This is a genomic window from Rhodanobacter lycopersici (assembly GCF_040812335.1).
In the GTDB taxonomy this organism is placed as follows: Bacteria; Pseudomonadota; Gammaproteobacteria; order Xanthomonadales; family Rhodanobacteraceae; genus Rhodanobacter_A; species Rhodanobacter_A lycopersici.
In genome coordinates, this window is the sequence record NZ_JBFOHK010000004.1 from 266,034 (window position 1) to 280,198 (window position 14,165).

The window sequence follows — 14,165 nt, forward strand, 5'->3', positions numbered from 1 at the left end:
TAGGAGCGGCTTCAGCCGCGACCAGCGTTGCGATAATCGTGCGGAAATCGCGGCTGAAGCCGCTCCTACGCCGCTCCTACGCAGCCGGCCAATCCTGCGGCGTCAGCGGCGCCAGCCCGTGCGCGACGCGGCCCTTGTCGCACTGCGGACTATGCCGGCCGAATTCCCAGGACGGCTCCACCTCGCGACACACCGAGGGCTTGATCGGGTGGATGCCGCAGTGCGCGGCCACGCCGATCTCGCCAACCAGCGCCACGCAACGCGGCGTCTTCGACTGCGTACCGCGCATCACCACGCGGTGCGGATCCAGCTTCTCGGTGAGTTCGACGGGCACCGTACCGCCCAGGGAAGGATCGGTCTCGGCCCAGTGGAAGGCGATGCGGAAGTAGGCGCAGCAAGCGCCGCAGCTCAGGCAGGGATGACTCATGCATTCGGCGAAAGCGCACCCCGAGGCGCGCGGCTGGCGAATTCTAGGGCCGCCGGGGGAGCGGCGGAAGATGCTCCCGGCGAGCCATTCGCCTGCCGTTGGGCGGCGAGCCGGGCTCGGCCCGCACCGCCCGCAGTCCGCCGTTACGGCTCGCCCGCGAAAGTGTTGCAGCTCCGGATGTCGCCACTGGCCATGCCGGCCTTGAACCACTTCACGCGCTGCGCCGAAGTGCCGTGGGTGAAGGTGTCGGGCATCACCCTGCCCCGGGTTTCCTGCTGCAGGGTGTCGTCGCCCACCGCGCTGGCCGCGTTGAGCGCGGACTCCACGTCGCCGGGCTTCAGCCAGTCGAGGCGCTGCTGCGTGCGGTTGGCCCACACGCCGGCGAAGCAGTCGGCCTGCAGCTCCTGTCGCACCGAGAGGCCATCGGCGCCATCCATCGGATAACCCTGCTGCTGCAGTTGCCGCACCTTGTCGAAGATGCCGAGCAGGTTCTGCACGTGGTGGCCGACTTCGTGCGCGATCACGTAGGCGCGCGCGAAATCGCCGGAGGCGTGGAAGCGGTCCTGCAGCTCCTGGAAGAAGCCGAGATCGAGGTAGACCTTGCGGTCGCCCGGGCAATAGAACGGTCCCACCGCGGTGGAAGCGGCGCCGCACGCGGTCGCCACCTGGCCCTGGAAAAGATGCAGCCTGGGGTCGGCATAGGTTCGGCCCATCGAGGCGAAATAGTCGTTCCAGGTCTTCTCGGTCGATCCCGTGATGTGGCAGGTGAAGGAGATCTGTTCGCTGGCGGGATTCTGGCAATCGACGGCCTGCGTCGGCTGCGTTTGCCCACTGGTTTGCGCCCCGCTTTCGCCGGCACCGCCCAGGAAGGGAGTGATGAGGTCGCGCTTGAAGATCAGGCTGAGCACCACGAGGACCAGGATGCCACCGATGCCGAGGTGGACCCCGCCCGGCTGAAAACCGCCGCCACCGCCGCCGCTGCCTTCCTCGACATTGTTGCTGTTTTCGCCTTTCCGCCAGTCCATGTTCCCGCTCCGTGCCGGTACCCGGGGGCGACGATAGCGCCTCGTCCGCCACGGCACCAAGCCGCTACAGTGATGCCTCCCTCCGAACGAGAAACGCCATGCTCCAGCAATTGCCCGCCCTGGTCGTGCTGCTCGCCGTACTGCTGCAGTTCGGCACGATGTTCGCGGTCGGCCACGCACGGGGGAAGTACGGCATCAAGGCGCCGGCCACCAGCGGCCATCCCGCCTTCGAGCGCGCCTACCGGGTGCAGGCGAACACGCTGGAAGCGGTGGTGATGTTCCTGCCCACGCTGTGGGTGGCCGTGCAGTACGGCTACGGCGGCTGGGCCGGCGTGGCGGGCCTGGTGTGGATCGTCGGACGCGTGTGGTACGCGCTGGCCTACCTGCAGGACGCCACGCGCCGCGGCGGCGGCTTCCTGCTGGGCATGCTCGGCTGGGGCACGGCGCTGCTGATGGCGCTGACGGGCCTGATCCGTGCCCTGCTGGCGGCCTGATGCGGAGCGCTTCGACGGCGCCGGGATACTGAAAAACGCGAAGGCGCGTGCGCGCCGACCAGGAGCCGGAGGATCTGAATGCGTTCGGGACGTGACAAGGTTTCGGCGGCGGCGCTTATTCGGAAATGGGCTTGGGGGCCGTCGTCACATTGGCCCCTTTGCCCGGAACAACCCATGCGCGCTGGTTGGCCAGATCGAGGGTAATGTCGTACCGCGACAGGAATGTCGTCCCCAGATTGCCGTCGAGGGTGAGATCGAGCACCTTGGCACTGCCCTCGATGGGTTGGCCGCCGGCAAGCGCGGCCTTCAGCGTCTGCTTGCTCTTGGGGTCATCCTGGAGGTTGAAGCTGCCTGCGAGATGCTTTCCGACCAGCAGGAAAGGGCTGGTGTTCCCCGAGTCCATTTCGAACCAGGCCGTGCCGCTTTCCGTGTGCACGGGAAGGTTGACCGTCAGTGCCAGGCCTTCTGCGTCCCGCACCACGTGGATGGGCATGGCGCCGCCACGCTTCGACAGCGCGTCCGCAGCCGCCTTGTCCAGCACGGTCAGGGTGCGATCGGCGTAAGAGAAGCGCAGCACTTTTCCATCGAAGATATCGAGACCCAGCGTGCCATCCACCCGTTCGGTGGAACCCGTCGGCAAGAACCTGTCCATGTCGAATACGCCGATGGTCTCGCGGCGGGCCTGATACGGGCCGATCTGGACGCTGACGTTGTCGCAACGCTGCATGTCCAGGCGCTGGCCGCTCATCTGGAAGCCTGAAATCTGGCCCCATGGCTTGCAGCCGATCTGCGCGGCGAAGCTGGGGGTGATATTGCTCACGCCGCCGCCGCTGTCGAACATGAACACACCGGGGTGCCCGCCAATCGTCGCGTGGACGATCAAGGCACGGCCCATGAACGGCTCGAGCCGGATCGGCGGCGCGGAGGCCGCATGCAAGGCCGGAGCCAGCGCGAGACAAGCGACCACGGTGACGCTATGCATCGATCTCATGGGCATCCATTGATTGGCTGGAATGGGACGGAATGACGACCGCCCGGCGCATCGTAGGAACGTGCACGAGGACCGATCAATGACCCATAAGTCATGGCATCGGGGCGTTCAGCCCGCATTCGCCGGCAGACGGCCGGAGCCGCTCTGCCGCGTGCGACAACACAACTCCCTCGCAGGGAGACCACGGATTCCGAACACGCCCCTAGGCCGGCCCAACCCGCAACTTCTCGATGCGCGCCCCATCCATCGCCACCACCTCGAACCGCAATCCCTCGCTGGCAAAGCACTCGCCAGCCACCGGCAAACGGCCTAGTTGCTGCAACGCATAGCCGGCAAGGCTGGCAAAGCCATCGTCGCTGCTCAGGCGGTGGCCCAGCAGATGTTCCACCCGGCGCAGGTCGAGGCTGGCGTCCAGCAGCCAGCTGCCGTCGCTCTCCTGCACCGCGGCGGGATCACCGCTGCCCTCGTCGGGAAACTCGCCGGCGATCACTTCCAGCACGTCGGCCGGGGTGACCATGCCGAGCACGCTGCCGTACTCGTCCACCACCAGCGCCACCTGCAGCGGCGAGCGGCGGAATTCGTCGATCAGGCGCAGCACGCTCAGCGACTCCAGCACGGTCATCGGCTTGCGCACCACTTCGTCCGTGTCGATGCGGCCGTGCTCCAGCAGGCTGGCCAGCAGGTCGCGCGAGGTGGCCACGCCGACCAGCTGGTCGAGATCGTCGCCGGCCACCGGCAGCCAGTGGTGGCTGGAAGCGGTGACCTCGGCGCGCAGCTTTTCGGCATCCTCGCGCGGATCGATCCAGCTGATCTCCGGGCGCGGGGTCATGATCGAACGCACCGGCCGGTGCGCCAGGTCGAGCACGCCCTGCACCATCACCAGTTCGTCCTTGCCGAACACCGCGCCGCCGCCATCCGCGGCGACCGCAGCGGCCTTGGCGACGTCCTCCTCGTCCTCGCCGCCGGCGCCGAGCAGGCGCAGCACCGCCTGCGCGGTGCGGTCACGCAGGTTGCGCGGACTGCTGAACAGGCTGCGCTGGCGGTTGCGGCGCATGGTCTGGTTGAACACCTCGATCATGATCGAGAAGCCGATCGCGGCGTACAGGTAACCCTTCGGGATGTGGAAGCCGAACCCTTCGGCGACCAGGCTGAAGCCGATCATCAGCAGGAACGACAGGCACAGGATCACCACCGTGGGCCGCGCGTTGATGAAGACGGTAAGCGGCTTGCTGGCGCCGATCATCAGGATCATCGCGATCACCACCGCGATCATCATGATCGCAAGGTGGTCGACCATGCCCACCGCGGTGATCACCGAGTCCAGCGAGAACACCAGGTCCAGCGCCACGATCTGCGCCACCACCAGCCAGAAGCGCGCCCGGGCGCGCTCGCCCGCATCGTGCTCGTCACCGGCCTCCAGCCGCTCGTGCAGTTCCAGCGTGGCCTTGAACAGCAGGAAGGCGCCGCCCAGCAGCAGGATGATGTCGCGCCAGGACAGCGAGAAGCCATGCCAGCTGAGGATCGGCGCAGTCAGCCGCACCAGCCAGGACATCGCCGCCAGCAACAGCAGGCGCATCACCAGCGCGAGGCTGAGGCCCATCAGGCGAGCCCGGTCGCGCTGCTGCGCCGGCAGCTTGTCGGCGAGGATCGCGACGAAAACGAGATTGTCGATGCCCAGCACGATCTCCAGCACCACCAGGGTGAGGAGACCGGCCCAGGCGGCGGGATCGGTCAGCCAGTCGAATGCGAACATGGGGAGGCGCCGTGGCGCCGTCGTCCTCCTTGAAAGGGCCAGTCACTATAGCAAGCCGCCCCATCCACTCCCGTGCAGCCGGCAAAGCCTGTTCACGGCCTCAGGCCAGCTCGCCGGGCGCCGCCGCGCTCACCACCCACAACCGGTAAGGCACCCCCATCGGCTCGTTCGCGTGGCGCTCTGCCAGCATCGCCATCAGCTCCACGTCCAGCCGCTGCACCCGTGCCTCGTCACTCAATGCCGCCACGGCCGGACAGGCCCGCACGCGCTTGCGCCAGTCCGCATGGCTGCAGGGTACTTCCAGATCCAGCGACCATGTGCCCAGGTCGGTGAAGCCGGCCTCGGCCACCTCCTTCAGCCACAGCGGATGCAAGCCGCTGCCGCTGTGCGCCGTCCAGCCGGGATTGCAGGCCAGGATCAGCCGCTCGCTGTCCTGCACCACGTTGCCGGTCAGCGGCAGCCACTCGTATTGCGCGATCAGCAACCGGCCGCCCGGACGCAGCCAGCCACGCGCCAGGGCGAGCGTACGTGGCCGCTCGCACGCCTGCCAGCACTGCGCGGCGGTGATCGCGTCGAACGAGGCGGCCGGAAAATCCGCATTTTCCACCCGTGCCCGCCATTGCCTCACCGTCACGCCGGCGAGCCGGTCGAGTTCGGCGGATTGAGCCAGCAGCGGGGCGGAATGATCGACACCGGTGAGTACGCAGCCACGTGCCGCCAGGCCACGCGCGACATTGCTGCCGCCGCAATGCAGGTCCAGCACGGCATCGCCCGGCCGCACGCTGCCGTCGGCCAGCACGCGCTCGAAGAAGGCCTCGGGAAACTCGGTGACCGGGCGCAGACGCTCGGTCATGCTGCGCACGAAATCTTCGCTCACGATCCCCTCCCTCGCAGCGCAAGCCCCTCCTGTGCCGATCGTCGCCCTGCGGCGACGCCGGGTCCGCAAGAGCGTAGCACCGCCGCCATCCGCCGCAAGGTCGACCGTGCCGGATGGAGGATTGCGCCCGTTCGCGACTAGCCGCCAAGATGCGGCATCGGAATGCGGCGCCGCGCGCTCCGGCGATTTCGTCCGTCAGGCGCATGGGTTCTTCGTCCGATGGATGCACCACGCCACAGCCTGCTCCCCACCCTGCCGCCTGCCGTCGCTGCTCCCTGTTTGACCCGGCTGCCCGGCATCGGCGGCGCCTTGGGCCTGATCGTGCTGTATTTCGTGCTGCAGGTGGTGGTGGGCTTCTCGACGGCCATGATGCTGGGCTTCGGCTACCGCTTCCTGCACGGCGCCATGCCGATCGACCTGGGGGCACTGATGAGGCGCCCGGACGTCAGCAGCTGCGTGGTGATCATCACCCTGCTCGGCGCCGCGCTGGTCACGCTGTGGACGGCACGCGCACGCTGGCCGCGGCTGTGGCTGCAGGCGGCGCCACCCGGCTTCGGCTTTGCCACGCCCGCGGCGGCATACTGCATCGCTGCGGCGGCGCTGGGCCTGGTGGTGCCGCTGATCGGCGGCAAGCTCACCGAACTGCTGGCGCACGGCCACGCCGTGCCGCAGGACGTGAAGCAATTGGGCGGCGGCGCCAGCACCGGCTTCCGCATCGCGCTTACGCTGGCGGTGGTAAGCATCGGCCCGCTGGTGGAGGAGCTGCTGTTCCGCGGCGTGCTGCTGTCCGCCCTGCTGCGCCGCATGCGCCCCGCCTGGGCGGCGCTGGCCAGTGCCTCGTTGTTCGCCCTGGTGCACCTGCCCGACCTGCGCTGGCTGTGGTACGCGCTGCCCAACCTCGCGCTGCTGGGCGTGGTGCTGGCCTGGCTGCGGCTGCGCTCGGGCTCGCTGTGGCCGGCGGTGATCGCCCACGCCTGCAACAACCTGCTCGCGATGCTGGCGCTGTTCGTCTCCCTGTACCACCCCGGCTGATTCAGCCGTCGCGCAACAGCTTCGCCGTCTCGAACAGGGGCAGGCCCATCACGCCCGAATAGCTGCCATCCAGATGTTCCACCAGGGCCGCGCCGCGCCCCTGGATCGCATAGGCGCCGGCCTTGCCGAGGGACTCGCCGGTGGCGACATAGGCGGCGATGGTGGCCTCGTCGAGCTTCGCGAAGCGCACCCGCGACACGCAACAGGCGCTGCACTCACCGCGCGCATCGACCAGCCATACGGCCGAGACCACCGCGTGCGTGTGGCCGGACAGGCGGCGCAGCATCGCCGCAGCATCGAGCGCGTCGCGCGGCTTGCCGAACACTTCATCGTCCAGCACCACCTCGGTATCCGCGCCCAGCACCCGCGCAGCGGCGACACCGTCCAGCGCGGCAAGCCCCGCCCGCGCCTTGTCGCGGGCGACCCGGTTCACGTATTCGCGGGGCGACTCCTGCGCAGTGCGCACTTCGGGCACGTCCACATCGACCACCCGGAAGTCCACGCCGAGCTGGGCCAGCAATTCGCGACGGCGCGGCGACTGCGAGGCGAGATGGAGCATGCAGGGTCCTTCAGAGTGTGATGGCGTATTCGCGGAACTGCGTGTCGCGCTGCCAGCCCAGCGATTCATACAGCGCCTGTGCGGCCAGGTTGTCGTGCGCAGTGGAGAGCGACAGGCTGGCCGCACCCAGGTTCCTGGTTTGCGTGGCGGCGGCTTCCAGCAGGGCCTTCGCCACGCCTCGCCGCCGCGCCGAAGCGGCCACGAACAAATCGTTGAGCAACCAGGTACGCACCATGCGCACCGAGGAAAACAGCGGATAGAGCTGGGTAAAACCCAACGCCGCACCATGTCCGTCGCGTGCCAGCAGGATCATCGACTCGTTGAGGCGCAGGCGTGCGGTGAGGAATTCGCGCGCGCCCGCCTCGTCGGAAGCCTTGCCGTAGAACTGGCGATAGCCGTCGAACAGCGGCACCAGGCTGTCGAGGTCGTGGAAGGTGGCGCGGCGTATCTCGAACGACATGGGCTTTCCTCCAGCTTCACATGGCGAACCGGACCGGGCGATTCGCAGCGCTGCCCGGATGGTGGTGCTGCGAGGTCCCATCATGGTCAGGCACGATGATAGGGATGCCCCGCCGCGATGGTCGTGGCGCGGTACAACTGTTCGGCCAGCACCAGCCGCACCAGCATGTGCGGCAGGGTAAGCGAACCCAGCGACCAGCGCTGGTCGGCGCGCGCCAGCACCGCAGGTGCATGGCCGTCGGGACCGCCGACGAGGAAGGCCAGGTCGCGCCCGGCCATGCGCCACGTCGCCAGCTGTCCGGCCAGCTCCTCGCTGGACCAGGTCTTGCCGCGGCCATCCAGCGCCACGACATGGCTGTCGCGCGGCAACGCGGCGAGGATCGCCGCGCCTTCGTCCTGCATCGCCTTCGCGTCGTCGCGGCCCTTGCCGCGCGCGCCCGGCTTCAGTTCGACCAGTTCCAGCGGCAAGTCGTGCGAGAGGCGCTTGCGGTATTCGGCGAAGCCCTCGGCCACCCAGCCGGGCATGCGTTCCCCGACGGCAATGATGCGCACGCGCATCATTGCCGTCCAAGGACAAAAGGCGGCGCGCAGCGCCCGCGTTCGCCTCCTCTCCCCTGCGGGGCACGCGGGGAGCGGCCATGGATGGCCGCAGCTTTGAGGAGCGAGGAGAGGATTGAGGTGAGGGGTCGGGACTTGCGGGAAAAACCATCGAAGCGCCTTTCCGCTTCGTAGCCTGTCAGCCGCAAGATTCGCCCCTCACCCCAGCCCTCTCCCCGGAGGGGAGAGGGAGAAAAGAACGGCCCACCTTTGCCTCCTCTCCCCTCCGGGGAGAGGATTGAGGTGAGGGGTCGGGGCTCGCGGGAAAAACCATCGAAGCGCTTGTCCGCTTCGTGGGAGAGGCATCGCAAGATTCGCCCCTCGCCCCGGCCCTCGCCCCGGAGGGGAGAGGGAGAAAAGTTGCGCCCTTTCCGCATGGGAGAGGAAGGACAACTGGTGCTCACCCCGCGCTCGCGGCGTCGACACCCGGCTCGCGGTCGCCCACCGTCCACAGCCGCTCCAGGCCGTAGAACTCGCGGATACGCGGCAGCATCACGTGGACGATCACGTCGCCGAGGTCCACCAGTACCCATTCGGCTTCCTGCTCGCCTTCCACGCCCAATGGCATCACGCCCGCCTTCTTGGCGAACTTCACCACTTCGTCGGCAATGGATTTGACGTGGCGCGCGGAGGTGCCGGAGGCGATCACCAGCAGGTCGGCGATGGAGGTCTTGCCGCGGACATCGATCTCGCGGACGTCCTTGGCCTTGAGTTCTTCCAGCGCGGCGACAACGGTCTTGCGCAGTTCGGCGGTGGAATCGGTCTTGGTCTTGCGGCTAGTGCTCAAGATGGGGGAGCCTCGATGCGGAAAGGCGCGCCAGGGCGGCGCGGCGGCAGTATAACGCCCGCGACGCCGGCACAAGTCAATGCGCCAGCGTCCGCCGCGCCAACCGGTATTCATGCATCAGCCGCGCCACCAGCTCGGCCGCGGGTTGCGGACGCACCCGTGCGGCGGCCTGGCCACACCATTCGGAAACAAGATCGGCGCGGCCGGCGGCAGCCGCCGCGCGCCGCAACGGCGCGGTGAGCGCGTTGAGCACGGGATAGGCCGGCAGCCTGTCAACCATGCCTTCCATCGCCTCCACATAGCGGTTGCGCAAGCCGCGCGCGGCGCGACCGGAGAAGCTGCGGATGGTCGCCACGCGGCGATCCTCTGCCGCAAGCAGGTCGCGCTTCCATGCCTCGGCCGCCGACGATTCCGGGCAGGCGAGAAAGGCGGTGCCGAGCTGGCTGGCCGCCGCGCCCAGCACTTCGGCGGCGAGCATGCCGGCGCCGTCCATGATGCCGCCCGCGGCAATCACCGGCACCTCCCTGCCGCAGGCCGCGGCCGCGGCCACCGCTTGCGGGATCAGCGCGAACAGGCCGATCAGCGGCGCCTCGTCCGCATGCAGGAAGCCGCCGCGATGGCCACCCGCCTCGGCTCCTTGCACGCATACCGCGTCGGCGCCACGGTCGGCCCAGGCACGCGCCTCCGCTGCCGTGGTGGCGGTGCCCACCACGTAGATGTCGCGGCGCTGCAATTCCTGCACCTGCACCGGGGTGAGCAGGTCGAATGCAAAACTGGCCACGGCCGGCCGTGCCTCGCACAGCGCGGCGAACTGCTCGGAGAAACGCGGCGCCCAGCGCGCCGGCAGACTGGTGCGCACGGCCAGTCCCTCGCGCTCCATCAACGCATCGAGGCACTCCCGGGCTCGCGCCACCGCGGCCATGTCGGGCACGAAGTCATCGGGCAGCACGAACAGGTTCAGCGCGAACGGGCGATCGGTGAGCGCCCGGATCCGTGCCGCCTGGTCGAGGATGGCCTGCGGCTCGGCATAGCCCGCACCCAGCGAACCCAGGCCGCCGGCCTGCGACACCGCGGCGACCAGTTCCGGCGTGGTGGCGCCGGCCATCGGCGCCTGGACCAGGGGGCATTCGATGCCGAACCGCTGTGCAAGAGAGGACATGCGCACCATCCATTGCGGGGGACCTCGCCATTATCGGCCCTCAGCGTCCATGCGGCATGAAGCCCGGCATGGCGGATGCAACGGCATCCGCCATGCCGGAGCCACATTCAGCCGCCGCTGCTCATCGCATCGCCGGCATCCTTCTTCATCTTCATCGCATCGCCCTTCTTCATCGTGGCGTCCTGCTTCATGGCCTTGGACTTCATCGAGTCCTTCTTCATCTTCATCGCGTCCTTGTGCATGGACCCCTTCATCGCGTCCTTGTGCATGGACCCCTTCATCGCGTCCTTGGACTGCATGGCCCCGTGCGACATCGCCGAGCCGGAAGCGGCGGGCATGGCGTCCTGCGCGAAAGCAGGCGCGAAGGCGAAGGCGCCGACGGCAGCGGAAAGCGCGAGGGTGGCGAGTATGCGTGCGTTCATGGGTGGAATCCTTGAATGAGAAAAGGGACGGAAGCGGGCGCACCGCCTCCATCCGCTGCTTCGTCGCCCGATGGGCAACGGTTACCTCATTGCCGCGACAACAGGCGGCCGCCCATCGCCGCATTCGCCGCCACCACGATCAGCACCGCCAGCGCATGGGTCAGCAGGTCGGTGGCGGCGGCGTCGAAGGCGTGGCAGATCTCCAGCAGGCTGGCCGAGGCGGCCGCGCTGGCCAGTCCCACCAGCAAGGCGGTGAGCAGCGGGCGCAGCGGGCAGGCGCGGCGCAGCAGCCATACCAGCAGGGCCGACAGCGGAATCGAGAAGGCGATGATGAAGACGAGGCAGTCGGCGGACTGGTGCAGCGTGGCGATGCTGGTGCCCGGCGCCAGCCAGGTGCGCAGGCAGCCCAGGCCGCTGGCGCCGATCCACAGCAGCGCAGGCGGCAGCGGCAGCCAGGCCCAGGCACGCGAGTGTCCCGGCACGGCCAGCGTGAACGCGGCCCAGGCCGCCGTGATCGCGGTCAGCACCGCGCCCAGCGCGGCCCAGGCGAGATCCGGCGCACCGGTCCAGCGGCGCAGCATGGGTGCGTCACCGTAATGCGCGAACAGCAGCACCGCGAACGCGGCCACCAGCGCCAGCCAGCCCAGCGTGCGCAGCCACGGCGGCAGCAGGCGTCGCACCGGCACCAGCTCGGCACCGAGCGCGTCGATCAAGGCTTCGTGGCGGCGGACGTCGGACATGTTGCTCAGGGTTCTCCGTGCAGGCGATCGCGCAACGCCTTCAAGGCGCGGTGCAGGTTCACTTTCAGCGCGCCGGTGTTGCGGCCGGTCTGCGCGGCGGCCTCGGCCAGCGATTGCTCGCGCAGGCCGAGCTGCTCCACCGCCTCGCGCTGGCCGGGCGGCAGTTGCGCGATGGCTTCGCGCAGGCGACGCGCCTGCTGGCGGCGTTCGGCATCCGCGCTGGCATCGTCGCGGTCGGGGTGCTGGTCCAGCGCGAACTCGTCGTGCAGCTCGCGGCGCTCGCGCCGGCCATGGCTGCGCAGCGCGTCGATCGCGCGGCGACTGGCGATCGCGCTGAGCCAGGCGTCGTAGGAGCGGGTCGGATCGTAGGTATGGCGCACGCGGTGCACGGTGATCAGGGTCTCCTGCACCACGTCGTCCAGCGCGTCCGTCGCCACGCCCTGCCGTCGCGCCACCGCGCGGATCAGCGCCACCGAATCGGCCAGCACGCGCTCGTAGGCGCGGCGATCGCCCGCCTGCGCAGCGGCCATCCACGCGGCGCGCCGCCGGTCGACCTGTTCGCTGGCACTGGCGGGTTCGGCAGACACGGAGGCGCGGCGATCCGATGGCGGGACGAGACCACCATCTAGTACCAAGCTGCCGTCGGCGGTCAAGGGGGCTTCGTCCCATGCTGCGGTTCCATCCGGCGATTCGCCGCATCCGTCGCCATGGTTACCTTGGAGCCTGCCCAATGCCTCCGCATGGCACGCGCCGGGAGCTGTTTGCGCGCAGGCCAAGCAAGAACGAAGGCACGCGGGGAGAGTCCATGGATGAGTTCGGCCTTGAGGAGCGAGGAGTGGACGCCCGTCCACGACCGAGTGATGACGCCGGCATGCGGGCAAACAGACCCGGGCCTCCGGGTTGCCTTGCCGTGCGGAGGCATTGAGCAGGCTCTTATAGCCGGCGATGTAACCGCCGGCACGGTGACAGCGAATCACCAGCACATCCCAACCCGGAACCACCACCATGTTCCTGCTGATCCTCGCCTATCTCGGCGGCGTGCTCACCATCCTCAGCCCCTGCATCCTGCCGGTGCTGCCCTTCGTGTTCGCCCGCGCCGACCGCCCGTTCCTGAAGAGCGGCCTGCCGATGCTGCTCGGCATGGCGGCCACCTTCGCCCTGGTCGCCACGCTGGCGGCGGTGGGCGGCGGCTGGGCGGTGCACGCGAACCAGTACGGCCGTGCCGTGGCGCTGGTGGTGCTGGCCCTGCTCGGCCTCACCCTGCTTTCTTCGCACGTCGCCGAATGGCTCACGCGGCCGTTCGTGGCGCTGGGCAACCGGCTGTCGCAGCGCACCGATGGCGACGGCGAATCGACCTGGGGCGCGGCGGGCCTCGGGATAGCCACCGGCCTGCTGTGGGCGCCGTGCGCGGGGCCGATCCTCGGCCTGCTGCTGACCGGCGCCGCGCTCAAGGGCGCCAGCGTGACCACCACCCTGTTGCTGCTCACCTACGCACTGGGCGCGGCCACCTCGCTGGCGCTGGCGCTGGCGGTGGGCGGCAAGGTGTTCGCGCTGATGAAGCGCTCGCTGGGCGCGGGCCAGTGGGTGCGCCGCGCGCTGGGCGCACTGGTGCTGGCCGGCGTGGTCGCCATCGCCTCGGGTGTGGACACCGGCGTGCTCACCCGCGTCTCGCTGGCCGGCACCAACCGCATCGAACAGAAGCTGATCGACGCCGTGCGCCCGATGCCCGCCGCCGTGGCTTCGCCTGCGCCGAAACCCGGTGCGGCCCTGCCGGTGGAGGGCACGCTGCCGTCGCTGGCCGGCGCCACCGGCTGGCTCAACAGCGCGCCGCTCACGCCCGCCGCGCTGCGCGGCAAGGTGGTGCTGGTCGATTTCTGGACCTATTCCTGCATCAACTGCCTGCGCTCGCTGCCCTACGTCGAAGCCTGGTACGACAAGTACAAGGACCACGGCCTGGTCGTCATCGGCGTGCACTCGCCCGAGTTCGCGTTCGAGAAGGACCCGGCCAACGTGCAGGCCGCCGTGCAGCGGCTCGGCGTGCACTACCCGGTGGCACTGGATTCCGGCTACGCGATCTGGCAGGGCTTCAACAACGAATACTGGCCGGCGGAATACTTCATCGACGCGCAGGGCCGCATCCGCCACCACAGCTTCGGCGAGGGTGGCTACGCCGAAGACGAGGACGTGATCCGCCAGTTGCTGACCGAGGCCGGCAACACCAACCTGCCCGGCGGCCACGTGCAGCCCGATGCGAAGGGTGCGCAGGCAGCGATCTCCAACGACGACGATCGCTCGCCGGAAACCTACGTGGGCTACGCGCGCGCCGAGAACTTCGCCAGCGGCCAGGTCGCGCACGACGAAGCCTTCGACTACCGCACGCCTGCGCAACTCGCCAGCAACCAGTGGGCGCTCGCCGGTCGCTGGATCGTGCAGCCACAGGCAGCCACGCTGGACACGGCCAGCGGCTCTATCACCTACCGCTTCCGCGGCCGCGACCTGCACCTGGTGCTTGGCCCCGGCGCGGACGGCAAGCCGGTGCGCTTCCGCATCACGCTCGACGGCCATGCCCCCGGCGCCGACCACGGCATGGACACCGATGCCGGCGGCAACGGCACCGTCACCGCGCAGCGCCTGTACCAGCTGGTGCGCCAGGCCCACGGCAACGGCGAACGCACGTTCACCATCACCTTCCTCGACCCGGGCGTGCACGCCTACGCGTTCACGTTCGGCTGAGCCAGGGCTTTTGAGAGCGTAGGAGCGGCTTCAGCCGCAATGGCCTTTGCGCGAGTCGCCCCGTGAAGAGCATCGCGGCTGAAGCCGCTCCTACGGAATACGCCGACGCA

At 69.1% G+C, this 14,165-nt stretch carries 16 protein-coding genes; 3 read left to right on the forward strand and 13 right to left on the reverse strand.

Annotated elements, in window-relative coordinates; genetic code table 11:
- Nucleotides 1-76: 76 nt before the first annotated feature.
- Both ABQJ54_RS15115 and ypfJ read right to left on the reverse strand, forming a co-directional pair.
- The gene (locus ABQJ54_RS15115; RefSeq protein ID WP_367855143.1) at nucleotides 77-427 is read right to left on the reverse strand and encodes a YkgJ family cysteine cluster protein; all 351 of its coding nucleotides are present in this window, start codon (nucleotides 425-427) and stop codon (nucleotides 77-79) included.
- Between the two features lie 143 nt (nucleotides 428-570).
- Entirely contained in the window at nucleotides 571-1,452 is an 882-nt protein-coding gene (gene ypfJ, locus ABQJ54_RS15120) for a KPN_02809 family neutral zinc metallopeptidase (RefSeq protein WP_367855144.1), read from the reverse strand.
- Nucleotides 1,453-1,550: 98 nt separating this feature from the next.
- Here ypfJ and ABQJ54_RS15125 point away from each other — a divergent pair, with 98 nt between their 5' ends.
- Nucleotides 1,551-1,946 (forward strand): MAPEG family protein, encoded by a 396-nt coding sequence (locus tag ABQJ54_RS15125; RefSeq protein ID WP_367855145.1) that lies wholly within the window; start codon nucleotides 1,551-1,553, stop codon nucleotides 1,944-1,946.
- Between the two features lie 115 nt (nucleotides 1,947-2,061).
- On the opposite strand, the gene ABQJ54_RS15130 is transcribed toward ABQJ54_RS15125, so the two are convergent.
- From ABQJ54_RS15130 to ABQJ54_RS15140, 3 genes are all read right to left on the reverse strand, one after another.
- Nucleotides 2,062-2,937 (reverse strand): aspartyl protease family protein, encoded by an 876-nt coding sequence (locus ABQJ54_RS15130; protein WP_367855146.1) that lies wholly within the window; start codon nucleotides 2,935-2,937, stop codon nucleotides 2,062-2,064.
- Nucleotides 2,938-3,139: 202 nt separating this feature from the next.
- On the reverse strand, nucleotides 3,140-4,690 hold the full coding sequence (locus ABQJ54_RS15135) for a TerC family protein (RefSeq protein WP_367855147.1): 1,551 nt from the start codon (nucleotides 4,688-4,690) through the stop codon (nucleotides 3,140-3,142).
- A 100-nt stretch (nucleotides 4,691-4,790) separates the two neighbouring features.
- Entirely contained in the window at nucleotides 4,791-5,567 is a 777-nt protein-coding gene (locus ABQJ54_RS15140; protein WP_367855148.1) for a class I SAM-dependent methyltransferase, read from the reverse strand.
- Nucleotides 5,568-5,786: 219 nt separating this feature from the next.
- On the opposite strand from ABQJ54_RS15140, the gene ABQJ54_RS15145 reads away from it, so the two are divergent.
- Nucleotides 5,787-6,599: a CPBP family intramembrane glutamic endopeptidase gene (locus ABQJ54_RS15145; protein ID WP_367855149.1), complete on the forward strand. Its 813-nt coding sequence runs from the start codon at nucleotides 5,787-5,789 to the stop codon at nucleotides 6,597-6,599.
- A gap of 1 nt (nucleotide 6,600) precedes the next feature.
- On the opposite strand, the gene ABQJ54_RS15150 is transcribed toward ABQJ54_RS15145, so the two are convergent.
- The 8 genes from ABQJ54_RS15150 to ABQJ54_RS15185 form a co-directional block, all read right to left on the reverse strand.
- A complete protein-coding gene (locus tag ABQJ54_RS15150; RefSeq protein ID WP_367855150.1) occupies nucleotides 6,601-7,158 on the reverse strand; it encodes a Maf family protein in 558 nt (185 codons plus the stop codon).
- Between the two features lie 10 nt (nucleotides 7,159-7,168).
- A complete protein-coding gene (locus ABQJ54_RS15155) occupies nucleotides 7,169-7,618 on the reverse strand; it encodes a GNAT family N-acetyltransferase (RefSeq protein WP_367855151.1) in 450 nt (149 codons plus the stop codon).
- A gap of 86 nt (nucleotides 7,619-7,704) precedes the next feature.
- Nucleotides 7,705-8,175, reverse strand: coding sequence for a 23S rRNA (pseudouridine(1915)-N(3))-methyltransferase RlmH (gene rlmH / locus ABQJ54_RS15160; RefSeq protein WP_367855152.1), 471 nt, complete (start codon nucleotides 8,173-8,175; stop codon nucleotides 7,705-7,707).
- Nucleotides 8,176-8,614: 439 nt separating this feature from the next.
- A complete protein-coding gene (gene rsfS / locus ABQJ54_RS15165) occupies nucleotides 8,615-9,001 on the reverse strand; it encodes a ribosome silencing factor (protein WP_367855153.1) in 387 nt (128 codons plus the stop codon).
- Nucleotides 9,002-9,077: 76 nt separating this feature from the next.
- Entirely contained in the window at nucleotides 9,078-10,160 is a 1,083-nt protein-coding gene (locus ABQJ54_RS15170) for an NAD(P)H-dependent flavin oxidoreductase (RefSeq protein WP_367855154.1), read from the reverse strand.
- 107 nt (nucleotides 10,161-10,267) lie between these two features.
- Nucleotides 10,268-10,582, reverse strand: a complete 315-nt coding sequence (locus ABQJ54_RS15175) for a pentapeptide MXKDX repeat protein (protein WP_367855155.1) — start codon at nucleotides 10,580-10,582, stop codon at nucleotides 10,268-10,270.
- A gap of 86 nt (nucleotides 10,583-10,668) precedes the next feature.
- Nucleotides 10,669-11,322, reverse strand: a complete 654-nt coding sequence (locus tag ABQJ54_RS15180) for an NrsF family protein (RefSeq protein WP_367855156.1) — start codon at nucleotides 11,320-11,322, stop codon at nucleotides 10,669-10,671.
- Between the two features lie 5 nt (nucleotides 11,323-11,327).
- Entirely contained in the window at nucleotides 11,328-11,852 is a 525-nt protein-coding gene (locus ABQJ54_RS15185; RefSeq protein ID WP_367855358.1) for an RNA polymerase sigma factor, read from the reverse strand.
- A 475-nt stretch (nucleotides 11,853-12,327) separates the two neighbouring features.
- Between ABQJ54_RS15185 and ABQJ54_RS15190 the strand changes: the two genes are divergently transcribed.
- Complete coding sequence (locus ABQJ54_RS15190) at nucleotides 12,328-14,055, forward strand: cytochrome c biogenesis protein DipZ (protein WP_367855157.1); 1,728 nt, start codon at nucleotides 12,328-12,330, stop codon at nucleotides 14,053-14,055.
- Nucleotides 14,056-14,165: the final 110 nt, after the last annotated feature.

Excerpts from the sequence above, each read along its gene's own strand:
- ABQJ54_RS15115 (WP_367855143.1), bottom strand. The coding sequence starts at position 427 with ATGAGTCATCCCTGCCTGAGCTGCGGCGCTTGCTGCGCCTACTTCCGC.
- ypfJ (WP_367855144.1), bottom strand. The coding sequence starts at position 1,452 with ATGGACTGGCGGAAAGGCGAAAACAGCAACAATGTCGAGGAAGGCAGC.
- ABQJ54_RS15125 (WP_367855145.1), top strand. The coding sequence starts at position 1,551 with ATGCTCCAGCAATTGCCCGCCCTGGTCGTGCTGCTCGCCGTACTGCTG.
- ABQJ54_RS15130 (WP_367855146.1), bottom strand. The coding sequence starts at position 2,937 with ATGAGATCGATGCATAGCGTCACCGTGGTCGCTTGTCTCGCGCTGGCT.
- ABQJ54_RS15135 (WP_367855147.1), bottom strand. The coding sequence starts at position 4,690 with ATGTTCGCATTCGACTGGCTGACCGATCCCGCCGCCTGGGCCGGTCTC.
- ABQJ54_RS15145 (WP_367855149.1), top strand. The coding sequence starts at position 5,787 with ATGGATGCACCACGCCACAGCCTGCTCCCCACCCTGCCGCCTGCCGTC.
- ABQJ54_RS15150 (WP_367855150.1), bottom strand. The coding sequence starts at position 7,158 with ATGCTCCATCTCGCCTCGCAGTCGCCGCGCCGTCGCGAATTGCTGGCC.
- ABQJ54_RS15155 (WP_367855151.1), bottom strand. The coding sequence starts at position 7,618 with ATGTCGTTCGAGATACGCCGCGCCACCTTCCACGACCTCGACAGCCTG.
- rlmH (WP_367855152.1), bottom strand. The coding sequence starts at position 8,175 with ATGCGCGTGCGCATCATTGCCGTCGGGGAACGCATGCCCGGCTGGGTG.
- ABQJ54_RS15170 (WP_367855154.1), bottom strand. The coding sequence starts at position 10,160 with ATGTCCTCTCTTGCACAGCGGTTCGGCATCGAATGCCCCCTGGTCCAG.
- ABQJ54_RS15175 (WP_367855155.1), bottom strand. The coding sequence starts at position 10,582 with ATGAACGCACGCATACTCGCCACCCTCGCGCTTTCCGCTGCCGTCGGC.
- ABQJ54_RS15180 (WP_367855156.1), bottom strand. The coding sequence starts at position 11,322 with ATGTCCGACGTCCGCCGCCACGAAGCCTTGATCGACGCGCTCGGTGCC.
- ABQJ54_RS15185 (WP_367855358.1), bottom strand. The coding sequence starts at position 11,852 with ATGGCCGCTGCGCAGGCGGGCGATCGCCGCGCCTACGAGCGCGTGCTG.
- ABQJ54_RS15190 (WP_367855157.1), top strand. The coding sequence starts at position 12,328 with ATGTTCCTGCTGATCCTCGCCTATCTCGGCGGCGTGCTCACCATCCTC.